Origin of the sequence: Priestia megaterium, from assembly GCF_041941685.1 — a bacterium.
In the GTDB taxonomy this organism is placed as follows: Bacteria; Bacillota; Bacilli; order Bacillales; family Bacillaceae_H; genus Priestia; species Priestia megaterium_C.
This window is the reverse complement of the sequence record NZ_CP130958.1, coordinates 2,759,746-2,780,965: the sequence shown is the minus strand read 5'-3', so window position 1 is coordinate 2,780,965 and position 21,220 is coordinate 2,759,746. Positions and strand designations below refer to the sequence as shown.

Here is a 21,220-nt window from a genome sequence, read left to right as displayed (position 1 = left end):
GATTTTTTTATGAGTTAAACTTGTCTTTTTTATAGTCAATATAAAGCGATCCGTCTGACTGAACTTCAGCATAAAACACTTCATCAATTGATTTGACTCCAGCTTTTTCGATCTGCTTATGAAGCCAATTGTTATCTACATGCAGGTCCTTCAACGCATCTTCATTCGCTTTTCCGTCGTAAATAACGCCGGTTGAAGTGGGAAATAAAAGCGTTTTTGACCACGAGTTCGGCTTTTTATCTTGTTTTTGCATAACGGAAAGGTTTCCGTTGATTTCTAATATGGCGTATTCTACATCTTTTATGGAAAATATGTTTTGCTGCCTCAGCATGCCTAAAATAGATTCAATATCTAGCCGTACTTGTTTTAACGCCTTTTCCATTACTTCTCCTTGCTTAATCACAATTTTGGGTTCACCGGTAATAAGATGCCGTGCTTTTTTCGATTTCATTCCAATATAGCCCATAGCGATCGTTAAAAATGTCCATCCTAGCAGTGAATAAACCCCTTTATCAATCTCTACTCGCTCATCAGTGGAGAGGGAAGAAGCGATATTACCAATCGTAATTGCCGTAATAAATGTAAATACATTTAACTGGCTGATTTCTGTTTTTCCCATGAGCCGCGTTAAAAGAAGCAGCACAAAAAATGAACAGGCGATTCGAAACGTCGATTCAGCATAGCCCATACATTTCACCCTTCCTTCAGTTCATTGTTTTATGTTGTGAAAAAATAGAAATTTTATGCAGTTAAAAGGATAAATCCCATGCTTCTTTCCCAATCGCTTTTGCTTTTGCGCTACAATAAAGAAGCAGCGTGTTTGACTAGACAAAAGAAGGTGAAAAGATGAAACCATTTAAAGCATCAGCATTATTAGACGTTATCAGCGAATTGTTCTCTGATGAAGCATCGATTGCCGTTTCAGATCTAGAAACGTACGTGTATTACCGGGCAAGCAAACGAATTAATTTAAAAATCAGCCCTGGAGATCACATTAAAAAAGGAACGATTACATATAAAGCATTAGAACGAAAGCAAAAAGTATCGGAATTTATTCACCGAGACGTGTTTGGCACGCCTTACTACGGCATGGCCGTGCCTTTCTTAGATGAAGGAGAGGTTCAAGGATGCGTGACGGCGATTTTTCCTGCGTTAACGAGCGGAAAGTCAGTTGTGACGTTAAAGGTGAACGAGGGATGGATACCGGTTCCTTTCTCAAAAATCATCTACGTGGAAGCGCGTGATCGAAAAACATATGTATACGCACAGAAGTATACGGGTACGCATAAATACACGTTAAATGAATTTGATTATGTGCTTCCAAAAGAAGAGTTTGTGCGCTGTCATCGTTCCTTTATTGTCAATGTGACGCAGATTCAGGAAATTTACCCTGATACACATTCAACTTTTTTATTAGTAATGAGCAACGGAGAAAAAATTCCCGTCAGTCAGTCGTACGCCAGCTATTTTCGAAAACTGCTTGGGTTTTAACCGTCATTTTGCTTAATTATCATCAAATATGCTGTTTTATCGCTATTTTTGTCCATTTCATTCCAAAAACTCTTGTGAACGCTCTCTTTACAGTAAAATGGTAAAAAAGAGCAAAAACAAGGAGTGAACAGAATGAAAAACGTTTGCAGTCGAATTAAGCATGAAGCACTACAGAATCGCGTTGTCTCTGCTGAAGAAGCAGCGTCTTGGATTCAAGATGGAATGACTCTTGGTCTAAGCGGTTTTACACGCGCGGGAGATGTCAAAGCTGTACCGTTTGCGCTAGCGAAACGAGCGGAAACAGAACCGATAAAAGTAAGCGTGTATACCGGTGCTTCACTTGGGTCAGATGTGGATAAGCTATTTGCAGAAAAAGGCATCTTAAACAAGCGTCTGCCGTTTCAAGCTGATCCGACGATGCGTAAAAAAATTAATGAAGGTGAATTTCAGTTTATTGACCAGCATTTATCGCATACTTCTGAATGGGTGCGTTCAGGCGTGTTAGATTCAATAGATTTCGCTATTTTGGAAGCGGTTTCTATCACAGATGACGGAATGATGATTCCAACAACGTCAATTGGCAATTCAATGGTGTTTGCCGAGCATGCAAAATCGATTATTATTGAAATTAACACAGCGCAGCCAGAGCTGTTAGAAGGTATTCACGACCTGTATGATCCGGGCGTTCAAGGACAGCGAGATGCAATTCCTTTGAAAAAATCTGATGACCGGATTGGTTCGTTAGGCATACCAATTGATTTAGATAAAGTAAAGGGCATTGTGTTTACAAATCAGCTAGATTCACCGTCTACGATTATAGCACCTGACGAAGAAACGGTTGTGATGGCTCAAAATTTGATTTCATTTTTACGCGCAGAAATTAAAGAAGGGCGATTAACTGAATCGCTTGCTCCTTTACAATCTGGAATTGGATCTGTGGCAAATGCCGTTTTCCACGGTTTGTTAGATTCAGAGTTTCATGATTTAGAAGTGTATTCTGAAGTATTGCAAGACGCCGTGTTTGATTTGTTTGACGCAGGAAAAGTTACGTTTGCTTCCTGCTGCTCAATTACGCTTTCAGCGGATAAAATGGAACAAGTTTTCTCTAATTTTGAAGCCTATCGAGATAAACTGATTCTTCGTCCGCAGGAAATTTCAAACCATCCGGAGATCATTCGTCGCTTAGGACTGATTTCAATTAATACTGCGCTAGAACTAGACATTTACGGAAACGTTAATTCAACGCATGTGATGGGAACAAAAATGATGAACGGAATCGGAGGTTCAGGGGATTTTGCTCGAAATGCGCGCCTTGGTATTTTTGTAACAAAATCAATTGCCAAAAACGGCGATATTTCAAGCATAGTTCCGTTTGTTTCACACGTTGATCATACGGAACACGATGTGGATGTGATTGTAACAGAGCAAGGATACGCAGACTTGCGCGGACTCGCTCCAAGAGAACGGGCAAAATGCATCATTGAAAATTGTGCCCACTCAATGTACCGCGACCAGCTTATGGCGTATTACGAAGAAGCGCTCACGCGAGGCGGACAAACACCGCACGTTCTTGAAAAAGCCTTTTCTTTTCATACGTCTTATCAAAAAAATGGAACGATGCGAGAAATCGTAGCGCAAACAAATTAAAAAAACGCCTTGTCTCATCAAGAGACAAGGCGTTTTTCTGCTGAGTAAGAAACTTGTGTTTGTTATCTCTTTGAATTACGATGAAAGGGAATACATAAAGAAAACGAGGTAACTTATATATGAAAGCATTAGTATTTGAAAAGTTTGGAGGACCTGACGTTCTTCACTATCAAGATATACCGAACCCCTCTATTGGACCAACAGACGTACTAGTAAGAACAAAAGCAATTGGACTTAACTTTGCTGATGTGTACCGAAGAAAAGGGAACTACCACTTAACGGGTACACCTCCGTATATTTTAGGATATGAAGGAGCAGGTGTGGTAGAAGAAGTAGGAGCAGAAGTAAGTCACGTTAACGTAGGAGACCGTATTGCTTTTGCTGACGTCCCTTTTGCAAATGCAGAGCTTGTTGCCGTGCCACAAGATAAAATCATTGCCGTACCTGACGATATTTCGTTTGATGCAGCTGCTTCTGTGCTTTTACAAGGGTTAACGGCGCACTATTTAACACAAGACAGCTACAGCATTCAGCCCGGCGATTATGTACTTGTTCACGCAGCTGCGGGAGGCGTAGGTCAGCTTTTAGTTCAAATTGCCAAGCTATTAGGCGGACAAGTCATTGGCTTAACATCATCTTCTGAAAAAGCAAAAGCAGCGGCTCAAGCAGGCGCTGACTATATCTTTTTATATGAGGATAACTGGGTGGAACAAGTGAAAGAAGTAACGAAGCGAGGCGCAGATGTTGCCTACGAATCTGTAGGGGTTACGCTAGAAAAAAGCTTTGAAGCCGTAAAAACAGGCGGAACCGTGGTATTTTACGGAATGGCAGGAGGCGATCCAGCCCCGGTCGACCCGCGTATGCTGATGGATACCTCTAAAACGCTTACAGGCGGAGACTTGTGGAACGTGCTTGTATCTTATGAAGAACGTAAAGTACGTTCACAGCAGCTGTTTGAGTGGATCAGTAAAGGTCAGCTTGTGCTAACTGATCCCGTGGTGTTTGATTTAAAAGACGGAGCAAAAGCACATGAGCTGCTTGAAAGCCGGAAAAGTACAGGGAAAATTTTGTTAAGACCGTAAAAGAAAGGCCCTTTAGTCAAGGGCTTTTTTCTGTTAGTAAAGGAGAAACTAAGGAGCTGTCTAATATATATAGTAGATAAGTAGAGTGAAAGAGGTGAAGGTAGATGAAACATGCATTGATTACAGCGGGTCATAAAGGTATTGGCAAGAAGGTAACAGAACGGTTTTTAAACAAGCAGTATTCCGTTACCGTCCATTTTCGAAGTGATAAAAATAAAGTGCGAGAACTGCAAGAAGAATGGCATCAATATAAAGACAACGTACAGTTTGTGAAAGGAGATATAACGAATAAAGCAGATATTGAACATGTCGTTGCGCAGGCTATGGAGCAATTTGGACGTATTGATGTTTTAATTAATAATGCAGGTCCGTATGTATTTGAAAGAAAAAAATTAATAGAGTACACAGACAGTGAATGGTATGAAATGCTGGAAGGGAATTTAAGCTCCGTTTTTCATTTTGTAAAAGCTGTTGTTCCTATTATGAAAAAACAGCAGTTTGGAAGGATTATTACATACGGTTTTCAAGATGTAGAGCATACCCCTGGATGGATGTACCGTGCGGCTTTTAGTGCCGCTAAGTCAGGGCTAGCTTCTCTGACCAAATCGCTTGCTCTAGAAGTAGCCGAATACGGGATTACGGCCAATATGGTCTGTCCCGGAGATATTGTAGGAGACATGAAAGAAAATGATATCATAAAAGCAAGATTGCTAGAAGACAAGGAAACGCCTGTCGGTCGATCAGGTACGGGAGAAGACATTGCGCGTATTATTGAGTTTCTTTGTGATGAAAACTCAGATATGATTACAGGCAGCATTATATCTGCTTCGGGTGGGGTAGACGTTGTTCATAAAAGCAAAAAACAAGCCCCTGGCAGATAATGCAGGGGCTTGTACGTTACAGCAGCGATTCTCCGCCGTCAATAAACATTTCACTTCCGGTAATATGTTTAGACGCGTCAGAAGCTAAAAAGAAGATTAAATCTGCTACTTCTTCGGGCTTAGCCGAGCGTTTAGCAAGCGGCTGATTGCCATTTGGATATTCAATTGGAATCGCGACTTCTTTTAATTTGTCTTCTTGACGGAATGTATTGCTTTCAATATTTGTATCAACTGCTCCTGGACAAATGACGTTTACCCGTATTCCGTATGTAGAAAGTTCAAGAGCTGCCATTTTGCCGAAGGCCATTTGGCCAGCCTTTGAGGAACTGTATGCGCTCATGCCGATATTTGAAAATGTACGGTTGCCGTTAATCGAGCTAGTAATAATAATGCTTCCTCCCTGAGCTTTCAAATAAGGAATAGAATGCTTCACGGTTAAAAAAGTACTTGTTAAATTTGTATCAATTGTTTTTGTCCAATCTTCTGGTGATAGTTCTTCAATAGAAGAGAACGTACCGTTGATGCCTGCGTTAATAGAAACAATATGTAATTGACTCCATAAGCTGCTGATCGTTTCGATACTCTCTTTTATACTTTCAGAGTCAGATACGTCTGTTTTAATGGCTATACACTCTCCGCCGCTCGACATGATGGTCTCTTTTACTTCTTGTAATTTTTCTTCCTCTAAATCTAAAAGAGCAACGCGCGCTCCTTGTTCAGCTAATGTAATGGCTGAAGCACGTCCAATTCCAGACGCCGCTCCCGTCACAAGCGCAACTTTCCCAGTTAATGCAATCATTTGTAACCCCTCCATATAAAAATGTTGTTTCCTTTCTTTAGCCTATACGAAGGAAATAAAAACCTCTTTTAAAATATTTGTGTTTAAATTTGCTAAAAGATGCCAGAAGGAAAAGAGAAAACAGCGGCGAATTATTAATATGACGCCAGAACATGAAAAAGCTAATGTCAAATGAGCCTACTTGAGTAGCTAAAGATATACCCTGTCTTTTCAGAAGAATGTTTATATAAAATTTTACATCAGAGGGACTTGCAAATCGTTCCTTGAAAGCTTACACTAGTAAAGCACAGAAAAAGGACGGTGTTTTATGAAGAAGAAAGATAATGTGATTCCATTCCCGCAAAGAAGGGAAGCGGCTGCTTATGTTCCCGCTTCTATTAGCTTAGATAAGGATATTGTGGAATTTTTAGAAATTATGAATTTTGAAGATCGCAATGATTTTTTAAACGAAATGATTGATTCATTTTTTAAATATGTAAAAGGTGAAGAAGACGAAGTAAGATAAAAGATAACGTAAAGACATCCAAAGAGATGTTTTTTATTTTGTGACCAATTGCTTAAAAGGCATGCTTAAGCCTCGTATAGTTATTTATGGTATAGTATACATTAGATACTATCTAGCAGGTGCAAATGCGAGGAGTGATAAGATGAGTGGATTTAAAAAAGACATTCGTGCCGGATCTGAAGAACCACACTCACTAGAACAATTAAAGCATGAAATGGAGCAAAGCCTGTGGAATTTGAGAAAAGATTTGAGAGATGAAAATCGCTCAGAAACGGAAATGGCAATGATTAAAATTTCGCTGCTCTCACTATTTGAGGAACAGGCAAATAAATTGAGTGAAACTGAGCTTTCTGACTACCTTGCCGATTACCACAAAAGAGTCGAGCAGTTATTCGACAGGTATAGCTATAAATAAGACAAGCATCCTTGCGGGGATGCTTGTTTTTATTTGAGCAAAATTCGCTTGTATTCATTACGCTTCAGAGGTTTGGACACATACCCGTCGGCTTCTAGCTGATAAATAATGGTGGCAGCTGCATACACGCTAAAGGCATGATCAAGACCAAAGTAGTCTTGCAAAGCGGCGACGCTCACTTCCTCTTGAAAGATTTTACTGCGATTCGATAAGACAATAGGATAGACGTTTTTAACGATTTGCTTTGAAATTTCGAGTGTTAACATATTAAATCCCTCCCGTGTGAGTGTACATAACTAAAGGTATTCAGCACGATGTACATTCATGAAAAAGGGAGCGATTACAATTTTAAAAGATAAAGAAAAGAGGAGTAAATGCCCATAAAATCAAATGTTTTATCTCTTTGTGGGGTGTGTTTGAAAAACGCAGTATTTTTAGTGTATGACAAACATTTTCAAAAGTTCTATGGAATTATTAGGAGCAATTTAACTAAATCCACATATCTTAAAGTATAGCAAATGGAGGTGAAACACATGGGATACTACGGAGGTTACGGATACGGTTGTGGTTATGGCGGCGGTGGCTGCGGCGGCGGTTTCGCTTTAATCATTGTACTTTTCATCTTATTAATCATCATCGGCGCTTCTTGCTTCGGCGGCGGCTGGTGCTAATTATTAAAAAATGATGACGACGCAACATCCACGCTTTATTTCTTCAACTATTTCTTCCACAAAAAGTCTCTTCCGGATGAAGAGACTTTTTTAGTTTATTATTTATAATAACGTGTACAAACTGCACGTTAAAAAGGTTTTATGCGTGGTTCTACATAAAAAAAGACTCTGAAATCAGAGTCTTTTTCTACTTATGCTTTTTGAACGTTAGCAGCTTGAGGTCCGCGTTGACCTTCTTCAACGTCGAATGTTACAGCTTGACCTTCGTCTAAAGATTTGAATCCTTCGCTTTGGATTGCTGAGAAATGTACGAATACATCGTCGCCGTTTTCGCGCTCGATAAATCCGAAACCTTTTTCTGCGTTAAACCATTTTACTGTACCTTTTTCCATGAATGTTGCCTCCTCGTGTGCTATGCACACATTGTATTACTATCCTTGCTCATGATCAAAATCTTTAAGACGAAAGTATTCACCTATCGATTGTTGCCGAACAAAAATAATTCTTCTTATAGAATAACAAAAGTTAATGACAATTGCAAGGAATGGAGAAATTTTAACGAAGACGGTCATTCATTTAATGAAAGAAAACGAAAATTATACGAGTGAAAATAAGTAAGAAAGAGCGTATCAGGTCACACTATCTCTATATATAAGAAGAAAGGGGTCAGTCATATGTTTAAACAAAAAGCAGGGGAAAAACTGATTGAACTGTTAATTGAATGGGGCGTTGATCATATTTACGGCATGCCGGGAGACTCCATTAATTCAATTATTGAACCGCTTCGCAAAGCCCAGGACAAAATTAAATTTATTCAAGTGAGGCATGAAGAAGCGGGAGCTCTCGCAGCGGCTGCATATGCAAAGCTAACGGGTAAAATCGGTGTATGCACGGCTATTGCTGGACCGGGAGCGATTCATTTACTGAATGGTTTGTATGATGCAAAGTTAGACAAAGCTCCCGTTTTAGCACTTACGGGGCAAGTGGAGTCTGATCTTATCGGAAGCGATGCGTTTCAAGAAATTAATTTAGAGCGAATGTTCGATGACGTGGCTGTATATAACCAGCGAATCATGTCCGCTGAACAGATTCCCACTGTTGTCAATCAAGCGATTCGAACAGCTTATGCTAAAAAAGGTGTGGCTGTGTTAACCATTCCCGATGATATCCCTCGTTTTGAAGTCGGATCAGAAGCACGGGAAACATCAAGCATAATCGTTAAACAAGACGTCTTTCCTCACAGAGAAGACCTTGAAAAAGCAAAGGATTTGATTGGTAAAGCAGAAAGTCCGGTTATTTTAGCCGGTCGAGGCACACATGAAATGAGAGAAGAACTGCTTGCGTTTGCAGAAAAAATCGCAGCACCTATTGTTCTTACGCTTCCTGGAAAAGGCGCAATACCGGATGAACATCCATATTGTCTCGGAGGACTTGGATTAATCGGGACAAAGCCAGCGTATGAAGCGATGCAAGAAGCGGATACGCTCATCATGATTGGAACGTCCTATCCGTTTACAGGCTTTTTGCCAGACCATGCGAAAACGATTCATATTGATATTGATCCTGCACAAATTGGCAAAAGGTATCCTGTAGATGCAGGGCTTGCCGGAGAAGCAAAAACAACAATTCAGTGGTTCTTAGAAAACGTTGGCCGCTCAGAGCATCGCCAGTTTTTAGAGCAAAGTCAAGAACGTATGAAAAAGTGGTGGAGTCAGCTTGATACCCAAGAAGCAAAAGAAAGTCTACCTATCAAGCCTCAGCGAGTAATTCGAGCGCTTCAGCACGTAGCAACTGATAACGCGGTCTTGTCCGTAGATGTAGGAAACGTCACAGTATGGATGGCGCGTCATTTTCGTATGACAAATCAGCAGTTTGTGATTTCAAGCTGGCTAGCGACTCTCGGATGCGGGCTGCCGGGCGCACTTGCTGGAAAAATTGCTTATCCGGATAAGCAGGTTTTTGCGGTCTGTGGAGACGGCGGCTTTGCGATGACGATGGCAGATTTTATTACAGCTGTTAAATACAATCTTCCGCTAGTTGTGGTGCTATTTAATAACCATAAAATCGGTATGATTAAATTTGAACAAGAAGTAATGGGAAATGCTGAATTCGGCACAGACTTAACAAATCCGAACTTTGCTAGGTATGCAGATATTTGCGGAGGTGTTGGCTACCGAGTAGAAAAAGAAGAAGAGCTGCTGCCGGCTTTTGAAAGTGCTGTTAGACAAAACAAGCCGTGTATTATCGATGTAATCGTTGATGCAAACGAAGCGCCTATGCCAGCTAAGATTACGCTAGGACAAGCAACGGGTTATGCCAAGCATATGGTGAAAGAATTGTTTCAAGAAGGCAAGCTAGATTTACCTCCTCTATAAAAATGAGGCCGTGACAAAAGTATTTTAGTAAAGATCCGAACGATGAATCGAGACTCTTAATAGAGAATCAACTTCGTTTGGATTTTTTTATTGTGAGGGTGAATGTAGTTTAATTAATTATAAATTTATTATGTAAACTTAAATACCAGCAAATGAAAAGTAGTGATATTATATTTATTTTGTAAAGTGGATGAGCAAAAAAATACCGAATTGGATGGTCTTTTTTTATAAAACTGCTTTAAGATAAGAGAGATAAAGGATAAACTACTAATAAGAAAGTTTAAATGTAAGGACTGACGCCGCATGAACTGGAGACCAGATCGCGCTAGCAAAAAAGCGATTTATAAACAAATTGCAGAATATATTGAAAGTTGTATTTCATCGGGAGCGTTTCCGCCGGATTCTATGCTGCCATCAGAACGAACGCTTGCTGCTGAGCTCAACGTGAACAGAAGCACAGTAGTAGCTGCTTATGAAGAACTGCAGGCACTTGGAATCGTAGAACGTAAAAAAGGAAGCGGCACGCGAGTTAGTTCGAGCATCTGGGGAATTTCCCGTAAACGTATTCCAAACTGGGGGAGATATGTAGAAGACGGTTCGTTTTTGCCTAATTTACCGCTCGTACAGCGAATAAGAAGCGAAGCTTTGCGAACAGATTTTGTAAACTTAGCCAGCGGAGAATTAGCTCCCAGCTTATTTCCAAGTGACGATTTTCAGCGAATATTAGCGGGCATGCCGTTTAATGAGCATTTAGGCTATGATCATCCTCAAGGCAATGAACGTCTGCGTGACGCTATTGCTGCTCATGTTCATGAATATCGGAAAATCTTCACCGATGCTAATTCCATTTTAATCACATCAGGTGCACAGCAAGCACTTCATTTAATTGTGCAGTGTTTGTTAAAACCAGGAGATGCAGTAGCGATTGAAGATCCGTCCTATAGTTATTCACTGCCGCTTTTTCAATCAGCAGGTTTACGAACGTTTTTGCTGCCTGTAGATAAAAATGGAGCCAATCCGGACGACTTAGTAGAATTACATAAAAAGCATCGCATTCGTATGGTTTTTTTAAATCCGTATTATCAAAACCCGACCGGTATTGTGTTATCAGAAGCGCGTCGAAAGCGGTTTTTAGAGCTTTCTTCAGAATACGGCATTCCGCTTATTGAAGATGATCCTTATTCACTCACGGCATTTGACGGAAATGTCCATCAAACGCTGAAATCGATGGACGAGAACGGAAATGTCCTCTATATCAGCTCGCTTTCTAAAATCGTGGCATCGGGCCTTCGAATTGGCTGGATAGTGGGGCCAGAGCAAGTGATTCAGCGCCTGGCAGATGCTAAGCAGCAAATTGACTTTGGCCACAGCATCTTTCCGCAGTGGATTGCTTATCAATTCTTAGATTCTCCTACGTTTTCTTCTCATATTGAAAAGCTTAGACAAGAGCTCAAAAAGCAAGAGTATGCCCTGTCGTCGAGTCTGAACGAATTGCTCGGATCAAAAGTATCTTTCGATTCGCCTCAAGGCGGGATTCACTTATGGTGCAAAGTGAATCAGCCGGTCGATGACTATCGTCTATTGGAAGAATCGCTTAAAAGAGGAGTGGCTTTTGTCCCAGGAAGCGTGCTGAGTTCTCAAAGCGGAGCTATTCGCTTTACGTTTGGCAGAGGGGAAGAAGAGGTCATTCGAGAAGGAATTAAACGATTTGCGAGCGCTCTAGAGAGTCTGGAATAGCTATAAACATAGGTAAACGTGCCGGATGAAAGTTTTATTTTATTATTTCGTATAGATTGTTATGATCTTGTGCTATACTAAGAGTACCATTAACTTTACTTCTGTATTTGTACCGACTGGCCCTGTTGAAAAACAGGGCTTTTTTTTTATGTTTGTACACAAAAAAACAGATCCTTTAAAGGATCTGTTTCTGATATGTTGTGTTTCTTATGCTTTTTGAACGTTAGCAGCTTGAGGTCCGCGTTGACCTTGTTCTACGTCAAATGTTACAGCTTGACCTTCGTCTAAAGATTTGAAGCCTTCGCTTTGGATTGCTGAGAAGTGTACGAATACATCGTCTCCACCTTCGCGCTCGATGAATCCAAAACCTTTTTCTGCGTTAAACCATTTTACTTTACCTTGTTCCATAATTGTTGCCTCCTCGTGCGGACTCGCACATTGTGGTACTATTCTTGCTCAAATCTAAAGACGAAAAGTGACAATACTCATACATCCCCACCGAACAAAAATAATTCTCTTACATCTTAGCAGAAATTCCCTATGTTTGCAAGCGCTTTATTTAAAAACCATTCGTATTTTTTAGACAAGTTTTTCATAAATCATGTCTAAAAAATGTCACATTTTGAACATTATAGAAAGGCTATTCTTTGTATTCGCTTTTACTGTAGTTATATAATAATGAAAATATGCTTTTTCTAAAGATAGACGACAAGTATAAGAAACGTACATACTGAGTGCTGAAATGGAGTGGTAAAGATGAAGGTGGGTTTAATTGGTTTAGGAAATATGGGATTACCGATGGCGGAAAATATGATAAAGGCGGGTCATGAACTTGTCATTTATAACCGCACTGCTTCAAAGGCAGAAAGTCTTGTGAAAAAAGGAGCAAAGGTTGTAGAGACACCTGCTCAAGCAGCACAAGAAGCGAATCTTGTCTTTACGATTCTTTCAAATGATGAGGCTTTAAAAGAAGTAACGCTTTCAGAAGCCGGTGTACTTGCAGGCCTTCAAGAAGGTGGTATTCACGTCTCTGTGAGTACTATTAGCGTAGATTTGTCGGAAAAATTAACAAGCGCACATGCTGCATCAGGACAGCATTTTGTTGCAGCGACTGTTTTAGGTCGCCCCGACGCAGCAGCAGCTGCGGCTCTCAAAGTAATAGTTGCAGGTAATAAAGAAGCAAGAGAGCACGTTTGGCCGCTGTTTGAAGCGATTGGTCAAACTATTTTCACTGTAGGAAACGAGCCTTACTTATCAAATGTAGCTAAGCTTGGCAATAATTTTTTATTAGTATCGATGTTAGAAGCTGTTTCTGAAGCAGTAGTCATGGTAGAACAGTATGGCATGCAAGCGGAGGAGTTTCTCGAAGTGGTTAATAGCTTATTTGCATCTCCTGTGTATAAAAATTACGGCAATTTAATTGCTAAAAGAGACTTTGATCCAGCCGGGTTCAAGCTGGAGCTTGGACTAAAAGATGTAAACCTGGCTATTGATGCAGCCAAAAAAGTGTCCGCTCCGCTTCCGTTAGGAGAGCTTGTGAAAGGTCATTATGAACAAGGAATCGAAAATGGCTGGGGTCATTTAGACTGGTCCGCTTTACTAAAAACAGTTGAAGCTCTAAAAAAAGATAACTAAAAAGACGAAAAGGAGTGCAGCCAGTGAAAGCGAAAGGAAAGTGGGTATGGATTGTATCCTTTATTTCGATTATTTCGTGTCTGCTCTTTGCAGCGGGGCTTGGAATGTCTATTTATGATTATGTTAGCGCCTCGAAAGCTACTGTAAAAGAAATGCCAAAGCCAAAGCAGGAAACAAGCAGCAGTAACAAAAGTACAAAGAATTATACGATTGTCGCTTTAGGAGATTCACTGACAAGAGGAACAGGAGATGCAGCGGGAAAAGGATACGTTGGGTATTTAAAAGATAATCTTGAAGAAAAAACGAAGAAGAAAATTCTCTTAAGTAACTTTGGAATAAAAGGTCAAACGTCTTCGCAGCTGGCAAGTCAAGTAAAGCAGCAGCAAATTCAGCGGCAGATTAAGTCTGCAGATACCGTGCTGATCACCATTGGAGGAAATGACTTATTTCAAGGCGGACAAACGCTGCAAAACTTAAATAAAAACAATATTCAAAAGCTAGAAAATGACTATTTAAAAAAAGTAGACAGCATCTTAAAAAGCATCCGGTCGGCAAATAAAGACGCGACAATTTTTTTAATTGGTTTATACAATCCGTTTAGTAACCTGCAAGATGCAAAAACGACAACGGCTATTGTACGAGAATGGAATTACAAAAGCAGTGAATTAAGTGCTAATTATAAGCAAACTGTTTTTGTACCGACCTTTGATTTGTTTCAGCTAAAGGTAGACGACTACTTATATACCGATAAATTTCATCCGAATGCAAAAGGCTATAAGCTAATCGCAGAGCGTGTAGCATCGCTGATTACGTGGTAAGGGAGGGAATGATATGAGTGAAGTAACGCTTTCAGTAAAAGGACTGAAAAAAGTAATAGGAAAACGAGAAGTTATCAAAAATATTGATTTTGAATTAAAAAGAGGCGAAGTATTTGGGTTTTTAGGACCAAATGGAGCCGGCAAAACGACAACGATTCGAATGCTTGTCGGCTTGATTCGCCCGACGGCTGGTTCCATCTCTATTTGTGGATACAGCGTATCGAAGCAGTTTACAAAAGCGATGGAGCATATCGGCTGTATTGTTGAAAACCCTGAGCTGTATCCATACTTAAGCGGCTGGGAAAATCTGCAGCATTTTTCACGCATGATTCCTTCTATGACGGAAGAACGTATTCACGAAGTTGTGGAGTTAGTTGGCTTACAAGAGCGTATCCACGATTTAGTTCGCACGTATTCGTTAGGTATGAGGCAGCGTTTAGGAATTGCACAAGCGCTTCTCGGAAAACCAAAAGTGCTTATTTTAGATGAGCCAACGAACGGACTCGATCCATCTGGGATTCGGGATATGCGTAAATTTATTCGTTTTTTAGCTGAAAGTGAAGGTCTAAGCGTCTTAGTATCGAGTCATTTGCTGAGCGAGATTCAGCTAATGTGTGACCGAGTAGCGATTATCGCAAAAGGAGAAGTTATTCACACAGAATCGGTGAAGACCCTGTTAACTCAGCAAGAGCGCTTACTGTGGAAGCTAGATCCGCAGCCTGCAGGAATAGATGTCTTAGAACAAGTGACGGACTTTGTGCAAGTGCAGGGGGAGTATGTCACGACGTTTTATGAAGAAGCTGAAGTGGGAGAGTGGAACAAACAGCTCATTCAAGCAGAAGTAACGGTAAAAGAAATGAATCGAAAGCTTCCAACTCTTGAAGATTTATTTATCGAAATGACAGGAGGCGAATCGATTGATTAGTTTGGTTCAAAATGAAATGATCAAGCTGGTTCGAAAAAAGCGCCTGTTAATCGTTACGCTTATCATGGGCGTTTTGATTTCCATGTTCACCTATGCTCAGCTTCGCGAAACACAGCGCCTTCAAGAAAAGCTAGGAACGACCGATTGGCGCAGTACGCTGCAGCAAGAAATTATCGATACGCAAAACCGGCTGAGCGGAAGCCAAATTTCAGATGATTGGCGCAAGCAGCTTGAAATTCGCGTGGCGCAGCAACAGTATTATTTAGATAATGATATCAATCCTTCGGAACCAGGGGCACCAACGTTTGTGCGAGGGTTCATTGAAAACGCCATCCAGCTTTTGCTGCCGCTGATGATTATGATTATTGCAGCGGATTTAGTGTCTTCAGAGTACAGCTTGGGATCCATCAAGGTATTGTTGACGAGACCCGTGAAACGCTGGAAAATCCTGCTTAGTAAATACATCACGCTCGTCATGTCCGTCTCGTTTTTAATTTTAATGTTTGGCGTTTTGTCGTATCTCATTTCTGGCGTTGTATTTGGGTTTAAAGGCTGGACAGCCCCTATTCTTACGGGGTTTAGCATGCAGGGAAATGACTTAAATACAGCTGACGTCCATTTAATTTCGCAGTGGAGATATATTTTAATGGAGTTTGGTCTTGCTTGGTTTGTATCACTTGTTGTTGGAACGCTTGCTTTTATGCTGTCTGTTTTAATTAAAAGTACAGCTGCGGGTATGGGTGTGATGCTTGCTTGTTTGATTGCAGGTACAATTTTAAGCAGCATGGTTTCTTCATGGCATTCGGCTAAGTATTTGTTTATGGTTAATTTAAATTTAACTTCTTATCTGCAAGGCACAGCTCCTCCGACTGAAGGAATGACCTTAGGGTTTTCCTTGGGTGTTTTAACCATTTGGGGACTTGCCGGGCTGCTCGTGTCGTTTCTGGTATTTACCAAAAAAGACGTGTACTAATTCCATATGAGTTGACGATAATCAGGAACGTACGTTATGATTGTGTTAACAAAAAATGCTGTTTTGTTCAAAGGGGAGTAGCTCTTGCAGTAAAGTCGTCATTTCGAGATTGTTATCTCCGGCTTTATTGACAATGCAAATTGTTAGCGAGACCTTTGCCAATGTTGCCATTGGTAAAGGTCTGGATAAAAACACCTTTACCACATGTGGTAAAGGTGTTTTTTGTTATTTCAAAATGAGAGAGGAGCTTAAAAATGTCAAAACTATCGAGACTGTTAAAAAGCCCCGCTGTAAAAAAAGGAATAAAAAAAGCTGTACCCATTATTATGAAAGAGTTAAAGAAACGAAAATCGAAAAGAAGATAGCAGAAAAGAAAATAAGAAAGGTTGAGTGCTAAGTGAAAAAGTGGATGCTAGTGATATCAACTGCTGTTCTTTTTATGGTCGGCGGCTGTTCTTTTCTTGAAGATACAAGCAGTACGTTGAACTACGCAAACGATGCAAAAGATTACGTGAGTGAAGCACAAAAGTTTGCTGAAGAAATACCGCCTCTAGCGGAAAAAGCTGTTAATGACGACGAGGCATTAAAGAAGCTAGAGCAAAAGCTGCAGGAAATGAAAAGGAAAGCTGAAGAATTTAATAAAACAAAAGCTCCTGACATCGCTTCTGATGTGCACGATCAGCTTGTTCAACAAAACGAAAAAATCATTAGTGGAATTGAAGCGTATGAAGCCAATATAAAGGATGGCAGCTTCAATCCAGAAGCGCTAAAAAACAGTGAATTGTTTCAATCAATTCAAGATGTATCAAGTATTATGAAACAAATTAAAGAATTAGGTCAGTAAGAAAACGCGGCTGAGAAAAAAGTATGTTAACTAAAGAAAATCCGAACGATTAATCAAGATTCTTGATGGAGAATCAACTTCGTTCGGATTTTTTTATTTGTAGGGTGAACGAACGTAGGTTGCATGTGTATAGGTGATACAAGCGATTCAAGCGATTCATACTAGCTCTTTGATTCCATTTGTACGTCTTTGGATTGATGTAGTTATGTTTTATGATGTGATTCAACCTCGTTTTCTTGTTATAAATGTAAAATTATATAAATATATCTATTTATTAAAAGACAAAAACCTTCTCTTTCTTTTTTATATCTACGAAATTTTGTTAGAAGCTGTGACAAACTTAATGTCTGCTTTTCATATCCTATGTATAGTACATGTATACACACCGCTTGAAATAAATTTTTTTTGAATTAAAAGAGGGCGTGGGAATGTTGATGTATTAGGTAATAAGACTCATTTAAAAAGGAGGGTTCATCCAATTAATAAAAACTATGGTCCTTGGTTTTGAAGAGAGAAACTAAAAAAATTTTTTCGGTTTACAAAAAGTTAATAAAACGCATACAAATGGTTTACTAAAAAATAAAAAAATTTACATTCTTTATAAATCTTTTCTGCTATACTATTTTTGAACAGTTGCTAGATTTATAGCGATGATAACTTACTTGAAAGGTGAATGGTAGATGAAAAAGAACAAACGGAGTAAAACGAAGAAAATTTTATCCACATCACTGGCGCTTTCTTTATTATCGATGCCTCTTTTAACTACACAGGCAGGAGCGGAAGCACGTCATCCTGGACAAAGCTCACAGCAAAGCAAGCATCAAGGCCACAACAAAAAAGATGCGCTTGTGAACATACGCCTGATGGAAACAACCGATGTTCATACGAATCTATTAAACTATGATTATTTCAAAGACGCCCCTTATGAAAAAGTGGGTTTAGCTAAAACCGCTACTTTAATCAAAGATGCTCGAAAAGAAGTAAAAAACAGCTTATTAGTAGATAACGGAGACCTCATTCAAGGAACGCCTCTAGGCACGTATAAAGCGAAGATTGATCCGCTGAAAAAAGGCGAAGTTCATCCTGTATTTAAAGCAATGAATCAGCTAGATTACGATATTGCAACACTTGGAAATCATGAGTTCAACTATGGGTTAGACTTCTTAACAGAAGCGTATAACGACGCGAACTTCCCTTACATAAATGCCAATGTCTACGTTGATGATCATGACAATAACCCGAAAAACGACAAAAATAAATTTACGCCTTATAAAATTATGAATAAAAAGGTCGTTGATGAAAACGGGAAGAAACGAACAATTAAAGTTGGTTTCATTGGCTTTGTGCCCCCTCAAATCAATGATTGGGATAAAGCAAACCTTGATGGAAAAGTCATTACAAAAGGCATTGTGGAAACAGCCAATAAATACATTCCAGAAATGAAGAAAAAAGGCGCGGACGTAGTTGTCGCAATGGCTCACTCTGGATTTAACGGTAACAAACAAAATACGGAAGATGTCATTTATTCATTAAGTGAAGTAAAAGGCATTGACGCTATTACGTTTTCACACACGCATAAAGTCTTCCCTGCTAAAACGGAAGCTTCGCTAGACGGTTTGTTCCTCGGAGTAGATAAAAAACCTCTTCCTGGAGTTGATAATGCAAAAGGAACGATCAACGGTGTTCCGGCTGTTCAAGCAGGTTACGGCGGAGGGTCACTTGGTTTAATTGACTTAACGTTAAAAGAAGAAAAAGGAAAATGGAAAGTAGTAAGCTCTCAATCGTCCACGCGTGAAACGTATAAAGACGTAAAAGACGCGTCAGGGAAAACGGTTACGCAAAGTACGGTAGAACCGGATAAAGGCGTTGTTAAAGCAGTTCAAAAAGATCACGATGCAACGGTCAAATATGTGAATACGCCAATCGGTAAAACGACCGATAATATTCACAGCTATTTTTCTCTTGTGCAAGATGATCCATCTATTCAAGTTGTGACAAACGCACAAAAAGATTACGTAGAAAAATATGTTTCTCAAAACAAGCCAGAATACAAAGACCTTCCAATTTTATCAGTCGGAGCACCTTTTAAAGCAGGAAGAAACGGCGTCGATGAATATACGGAAATTAAAAAAGGTGATTTAACGATCCGAAGCGCTGGCGACCTGTATCTATATGACAATACATTAAAAGCGGTTAAAGTAAAAGGTTCTGTTGTAAAAGACTGGATTGATATGTCTGCGGGTAAGTTTAATCAAATTGCACCGAACAAAACAGAAGAGCAGGAATTATTAAATTCAAACTTCCCTGTTTACAATTTTGATGTAATTGATGGCGTGCAATATCAAATCGACGTAACAAAACCAGCAAAATACGATGTGAATGGAAACGTGATTCACGCCGATTCAAGTCGAGTTGTTAACTTAACGTATAACGGCAAGCCGGTTGATCCGAACCAAGAGTTTATCGTTGTGACAAATAACTACCGAGCTGGCGGAGGCGGAAACTTCCCTGGTCTAAAAGGAAGCGAGCTTGTGGTGGATTCAGCGGATGAAAACCGTCAAATTCTAATGGACTACATCACCGAGCAAAAAGAAATCACGCCAACAGCTGACGATAACTGGTCCATTGCACCGATTAACGGAACAGCTAACGTGACGTTCACAAGCTCACCGCGCGGAGAAAGCTATTTAAGCGAAGGAAGCAACATTACGTATACAAATAAAACGGATGACAAAGGATTCGGCATTTACAAAATTAATTTAAACGGCGAATCAAAAGATAATACAAAAGTTCAGCTGTTAGGGATGAACGACCTGCACGGTCAGCTCGATACAGATACAAAAATCAATTCAAATGGCCAAACGCTTTTAGCTGGAAATATGAAGTATACAGCAGCAGCTATTCGTAAACAAGAAGCTGAAAATCCGAATACGCTTTTAGTTCATGCTGGAGATATGATTGGCGGAAGCCCGTTAGTTTCAGCGTTGTTTCAAGATGAGCCAACAGTTGAAGTGATGGAATCACTTGGATTTGATGTAGGCACACTTGGAAATCATGAGTTTGATGAAGGCATTGCTGAGCTTCATCGCATGATTGAAGGCGGAGACCATCCAAAAGGCACAAAAGGATACGACGGCATGAATTTCCCGGTTATAGCGGCAAATGCTTATGATACTTCAACTAATAAATTAATTACAGAACCTTATGCAATAAAAGAAGTAGGCGGCAAGAAAATCGGCTTTATCGGTGTTGTAACACAAGAAACGCCAAGCATGATTGTTCGTAAAGGGAATGAAAACTTAGAAATTACAGACGAAGCAAAAGCGATTAATAAGTACACGGCAGAGCTGAAAAAGCAAGGTATTAAAGCAATTGTTGTCCTTGCTCATAATCCTTCTTATCAAGACGGAACGCCTACTGAGTTTGATGCAGCGGATATCGCTAAAAACATTGATGATGAAGTTGACGTTATCTTTTCAGCGCATAATCATGTATATAACAACAAAGTAGTAGATAACAAATTAATCGTTCAAGCTTATTCATACGGTTCAGCGTTTTCAGACGTAGACGTTGAAATCGATAATACGGGTGACATCGTGAAAAAAGATGCAAAAATTGTGACGGTATATCAAAAAGACTATACGCCAGATCCTGAAGTTTCAAGCATTATGCAAAAGTATGAAGACTTAGCAGCACCTATTAAAGCAGAAGTGGTTGGGAAGTCATCTACAGATTTGGCAAAAGGCTATCCGTCTAGCGGGCCAACAGGCGATATCGCGCTTGGAAACTTAATTGCTGACGGTATGAAAGCAGAAATGAAAGCAGACTTTGCTTTAATGAATGGCGGAGGCGTTCGTTCACAGCTTAATGCTGGTGACGTAACATATGGTGATTTATTTGCGATTCAGCCGTTTGGCAACGTCTTAAATAAAGTAAAGCTAAGCGGAGCGGATTTAGAAACGGTGTTAAACAATCAAATTACATCATCCGGACTAGATTTCCATATTGCAGGCTTTAACTATACGTGGGACAGCAGTACCAATAAAGTAGTTGATATTACGCTTCCAGATGGAAGTAAAATTGACAAAGAAAAAGAATACACAGTAGTAGTCAATAACTATATGTATGGAAACGAAAAATATGGTATTGGCGCACTTTCTTCAGATATGGAAGTGGGACCAGAAGATTTACAGGCAACGGTAAACTATATTAAAACACTCAACAGCCCGTTTGAATACAAAGCTGAAGGCCGTATTCAAAACGTGGCAGCTGCTAAAACAGCTGAACAGCAAGAACCTACTTTAAAAATAGCTCAATAAGCCAAAAAAGACTGTCTCATAACTCGGATTTCCGGTTTAGGACAGTCTTTTTTTAGTACATTATCTTCACTTTCAAACTTTAAATCAATTAATTTACGCCATA

The 21,220-nt window shown here is 39.8% G+C and carries 20 protein-coding genes; 15 read left to right on the top strand and 5 right to left on the bottom strand.

Annotated features, from left to right (window positions below):
• Window positions 1-7: 7 nt before the first annotated feature.
• The gene (locus Q5794_RS14410; RefSeq protein WP_374988084.1) at window positions 8-688 is read right to left on the bottom strand and encodes a DUF421 domain-containing protein; all 681 of its coding nucleotides are present in this window, start codon (window positions 686-688) and stop codon (window positions 8-10) included.
• 158 nt (window positions 689-846) lie between these two features.
• Between Q5794_RS14410 and Q5794_RS14405 the strand changes: the two genes are divergently transcribed.
• From Q5794_RS14405 to Q5794_RS14390, 4 genes are all read left to right on the top strand, one after another.
• Entirely contained in the window at window positions 847-1,491 is a 645-nt protein-coding gene (locus Q5794_RS14405; RefSeq protein ID WP_268577892.1) for a LytTR family DNA-binding domain-containing protein, read from the top strand.
• A gap of 132 nt (window positions 1,492-1,623) precedes the next feature.
• Entirely contained in the window at window positions 1,624-3,138 is a 1,515-nt protein-coding gene (locus Q5794_RS14400; protein WP_374988083.1) for an acetyl-CoA hydrolase/transferase family protein, read from the top strand.
• 119 nt (window positions 3,139-3,257) lie between these two features.
• The gene (locus tag Q5794_RS14395) at window positions 3,258-4,220 is read left to right on the top strand and encodes a quinone oxidoreductase (protein WP_214986587.1); all 963 of its coding nucleotides are present in this window, start codon (window positions 3,258-3,260) and stop codon (window positions 4,218-4,220) included.
• Window positions 4,221-4,324: 104 nt separating this feature from the next.
• Entirely contained in the window at window positions 4,325-5,101 is a 777-nt protein-coding gene (locus Q5794_RS14390; RefSeq protein WP_214986585.1) for an SDR family oxidoreductase, read from the top strand.
• A 16-nt stretch (window positions 5,102-5,117) separates the two neighbouring features.
• On the opposite strand, the gene Q5794_RS14385 is transcribed toward Q5794_RS14390, so the two are convergent.
• Window positions 5,118-5,900: an SDR family NAD(P)-dependent oxidoreductase gene (locus tag Q5794_RS14385; RefSeq protein WP_013057413.1), complete on the bottom strand. Its 783-nt coding sequence runs from the start codon at window positions 5,898-5,900 to the stop codon at window positions 5,118-5,120.
• A gap of 307 nt (window positions 5,901-6,207) precedes the next feature.
• Between Q5794_RS14385 and Q5794_RS14380 the strand changes: the two genes are divergently transcribed.
• On the top strand, window positions 6,208-6,405 hold the full coding sequence (locus tag Q5794_RS14380; protein ID WP_014459743.1) for a hypothetical protein: 198 nt from the start codon (window positions 6,208-6,210) through the stop codon (window positions 6,403-6,405).
• A 142-nt stretch (window positions 6,406-6,547) separates the two neighbouring features.
• A complete protein-coding gene (locus tag Q5794_RS14375) occupies window positions 6,548-6,820 on the top strand; it encodes a hypothetical protein (protein WP_214986583.1) in 273 nt (90 codons plus the stop codon).
• A gap of 29 nt (window positions 6,821-6,849) precedes the next feature.
• On the opposite strand, the gene Q5794_RS14370 is transcribed toward Q5794_RS14375, so the two are convergent.
• Window positions 6,850-7,086, bottom strand: a complete 237-nt coding sequence (locus tag Q5794_RS14370) for a hypothetical protein (protein WP_013057410.1) — start codon at window positions 7,084-7,086, stop codon at window positions 6,850-6,852.
• A 267-nt stretch (window positions 7,087-7,353) separates the two neighbouring features.
• On the opposite strand from Q5794_RS14370, the gene yjcZ reads away from it, so the two are divergent.
• On the top strand, window positions 7,354-7,491 hold the full coding sequence (gene yjcZ, locus Q5794_RS14365) for a sporulation protein YjcZ (protein WP_013057409.1): 138 nt from the start codon (window positions 7,354-7,356) through the stop codon (window positions 7,489-7,491).
• A gap of 191 nt (window positions 7,492-7,682) precedes the next feature.
• Here yjcZ and Q5794_RS14360 read toward each other — a convergent pair whose 3' ends face one another.
• A complete protein-coding gene (locus Q5794_RS14360; RefSeq protein ID WP_013057408.1) occupies window positions 7,683-7,883 on the bottom strand; it encodes a cold-shock protein in 201 nt (66 codons plus the stop codon).
• A gap of 282 nt (window positions 7,884-8,165) precedes the next feature.
• Here Q5794_RS14360 and Q5794_RS14355 point away from each other — a divergent pair, with 282 nt between their 5' ends.
• Entirely contained in the window at window positions 8,166-9,866 is a 1,701-nt protein-coding gene (locus Q5794_RS14355; protein WP_214986581.1) for a pyruvate oxidase, read from the top strand.
• 303 nt (window positions 9,867-10,169) lie between these two features.
• On the top strand, window positions 10,170-11,603 hold the full coding sequence (locus Q5794_RS14350; RefSeq protein ID WP_214986579.1) for a PLP-dependent aminotransferase family protein: 1,434 nt from the start codon (window positions 10,170-10,172) through the stop codon (window positions 11,601-11,603).
• Between the two features lie 207 nt (window positions 11,604-11,810).
• Here Q5794_RS14350 and Q5794_RS14345 read toward each other — a convergent pair whose 3' ends face one another.
• Window positions 11,811-12,011 (bottom strand): cold-shock protein, encoded by a 201-nt coding sequence (locus tag Q5794_RS14345; RefSeq protein WP_013057405.1) that lies wholly within the window; start codon window positions 12,009-12,011, stop codon window positions 11,811-11,813.
• 348 nt (window positions 12,012-12,359) lie between these two features.
• On the opposite strand from Q5794_RS14345, the gene Q5794_RS14340 reads away from it, so the two are divergent.
• The 6 genes from Q5794_RS14340 (at window position 12,360) to Q5794_RS14315 (ending at window position 21,117) form a co-directional block, all read left to right on the top strand.
• Window positions 12,360-13,238 (top strand): NAD(P)-dependent oxidoreductase, encoded by an 879-nt coding sequence (locus tag Q5794_RS14340; RefSeq protein ID WP_374988082.1) that lies wholly within the window; start codon window positions 12,360-12,362, stop codon window positions 13,236-13,238.
• Between the two features lie 23 nt (window positions 13,239-13,261).
• Window positions 13,262-14,056 (top strand): GDSL-type esterase/lipase family protein, encoded by a 795-nt coding sequence (locus Q5794_RS14335; RefSeq protein WP_374988081.1) that lies wholly within the window; start codon window positions 13,262-13,264, stop codon window positions 14,054-14,056.
• A gap of 13 nt (window positions 14,057-14,069) precedes the next feature.
• Window positions 14,070-14,981, top strand: a complete 912-nt coding sequence (locus Q5794_RS14330; RefSeq protein ID WP_214986574.1) for an ABC transporter ATP-binding protein — start codon at window positions 14,070-14,072, stop codon at window positions 14,979-14,981.
• Complete coding sequence (locus tag Q5794_RS14325; protein WP_214986572.1) at window positions 14,974-15,954, top strand: ABC transporter permease; 981 nt, start codon at window positions 14,974-14,976, stop codon at window positions 15,952-15,954. Before Q5794_RS14330 ends, Q5794_RS14325 begins: the two co-directional genes overlap by 8 nt.
• A 397-nt stretch (window positions 15,955-16,351) precedes the next feature.
• Window positions 16,352-16,798, top strand: a complete 447-nt coding sequence (locus tag Q5794_RS14320; RefSeq protein ID WP_214986570.1) for a DUF6376 family protein — start codon at window positions 16,352-16,354, stop codon at window positions 16,796-16,798.
• Window positions 16,799-17,478: 680 nt separating this feature from the next.
• A complete protein-coding gene (locus Q5794_RS14315) occupies window positions 17,479-21,117 on the top strand; it encodes a multifunctional 2',3'-cyclic-nucleotide 2'-phosphodiesterase/3'-nucleotidase/5'-nucleotidase (protein WP_374988080.1) in 3,639 nt (1,212 codons plus the stop codon).
• The last annotated feature ends 103 nt before the right edge of the window (window positions 21,118-21,220 follow it).